Origin of the sequence: Nitritalea halalkaliphila LW7 (assembly GCF_000265075.1) — a bacterium.
In the GTDB taxonomy this organism is placed as follows: Bacteria; Bacteroidota; Bacteroidia; order Cytophagales; family Cyclobacteriaceae; genus Nitritalea; species Nitritalea halalkaliphila.
In genome coordinates, this window is sequence record NZ_AJYA01000092.1 from 1 (window position 1) to 1,860 (window position 1,860).

Here is a 1,860-nt window from a genome sequence, read left to right on the forward strand (position 1 = left end):
ATCATTTTTAAATTTATATGATATTTTTCCGATTCATCATAAATTTGAATATCATTATCTAAAGCATGACCAACATAAATATGATCCCTTTAAAATAAATAGAAACAAAATCTAAATCACCAATCATTCCCTTATCAATCACGTTTTGAGATCTTTTTCCAAACACTTTTACCACACTTCCATCATCTAAACTGGCCTTTCCGACTAATTTGGATTTTACAAAATAATCTGAACTGCTATTGTAACCATTAAACACCTGATTAACATTAGGAGATATGTAGAGTGGGAAATACAAGAAACCATTTTTTGTGTATAAAAAATTTGAAGAATTTGAAAAATTATAGTAGTTAAAACTATACGTCTGAATATTGTTAAAATCTTTTTTCGTTATAGTTTTTATTTCGTCTATTGAAATTTAATAAACTCACTATTGAAATTCTTTCAAACTCTTTAGAATAGAAAGATAAATCATAACTTAACCCAAAAAACACACTTTCATCTCCATTAATAAAATTATGATATTTAAATGAAGCTATCTCGTTAGGACCTGAACCCTTTCCAAGCTTTCTATCTATAAATCTACCATTTTTATCATATATAGAAACAGTATTAAATTTAAAATCAAAATAATATATTGAATCATTATTAAATCTAAAAAACCCATTTCCTGTGGATGATATATCCCTTAGAAACAAAGTATCGATTTTAAAGTCTTTACCTTTATTTAAATTGATTTCAATTGTTTCGTCCGCTACAATTTCATCACTGTTTTTTTTGTCTTGGCATGAAAAGAAAAAGACAATAATAACGAAGATACTTATCAATTTTTGTACCATACAAATTAATTTAAGTGGAATGAAGGATAGCATTTAACTATCCTTCATTTTCTGAGAAACTTAGTTAATCTATACTTTGAAAACAGTTTGAGCTCCATGCACTGCAATCATCGTTTGCATTACATTTACTTCCACCTGCACCATCAGCAATACATTGTCCCTGTCTGCATGTACACCTTACACCAAATTCACTATCACCGTCTAATTCGGAACTGCTAAAAGAACTTAAAGTAAAAACCATAGCTCCCATTGTCAAAAGACTAGCAAAACTTTTGATAACAAATAGATTTTTCATGTTTTTTTTATTGTTTAATTAATGATTAAAATTAAAAACAAATCCTGTTAATTACCTGCGCAGAATAATTTATAAGAATCCGAATAATGTATGAATTTTTAAGCTAAAACCAAAATTATTTTTCACTTATTTTCTCCATGTAAACTTAACCTATTGATTTTCAGGGAGTTTTTTTCTTAATTCCTTACAGTGTCTAGCTTGTTGATTACAATTCTTAAACCTTCACAGGCTTTTGAAGTGTGTAGCTTTTTTCGTTTCTTGTACGTCCTTCGGTACCAGATATAAAATCCACTGACAGGTAAAGAAGCGGCCAAAAGGCTGGCCATAAATGCTATAATTTTCCCAAGAATGCCAAAGCCCCTACCTGTATGAATTTCATAATTGGCATTTTTATAGATTTCACCCGCTGTATAGTCTTTATAAGCCTCGTCTCAACAATCTCACCTTTTGCTGGATGATAGAAAATCTCATTTCTTTTCTTATATAGTCCTGATGGATAACTCTAGACTTTTACCAAGGAATAATTAGCAACACGTATTCGGAATGTATTGGCCCCCTAATTAATCGGACGTAAATTAGTTAAAATTCTGTAAATTTACGTTTATGAAAAAGAGGACATTTTCTAAAGAAGAGAAGCTGAAGGTACTTGAAGAGCCAAATCGAACGGAGTTCAGGCTACTTTGGATAAGTACGGTGTCTATCCTGCTACCTATTACAGCTGGAAAAAGA

General features: G+C 30.2%; 2 protein-coding genes and 1 pseudogene. All 3 read right to left on the minus strand.

What is annotated here, in order from left to right; all coding sequences use genetic code 11:
• Window positions 1-58: 58 nt before the first annotated feature.
• Window positions 59-256, minus strand: coding sequence for a hypothetical protein (locus A3SI_RS16330; protein ID WP_156810367.1), 198 nt, complete (start codon window positions 254-256; stop codon window positions 59-61).
• Window positions 257-371: 115 nt separating this feature from the next.
• Window positions 372-836 (minus strand): hypothetical protein, encoded by a 465-nt coding sequence (locus tag A3SI_RS16335; RefSeq protein ID WP_040671295.1) that lies wholly within the window; start codon window positions 834-836, stop codon window positions 372-374.
• A 471-nt stretch (window positions 837-1,307) separates the two neighbouring features.
• Window positions 1,308-1,541, minus strand: a pseudogene (locus A3SI_RS18560) (PepSY domain-containing protein); the annotation flags it as partial.
• Between the last annotated feature and the right edge of the window lie 319 nt (window positions 1,542-1,860).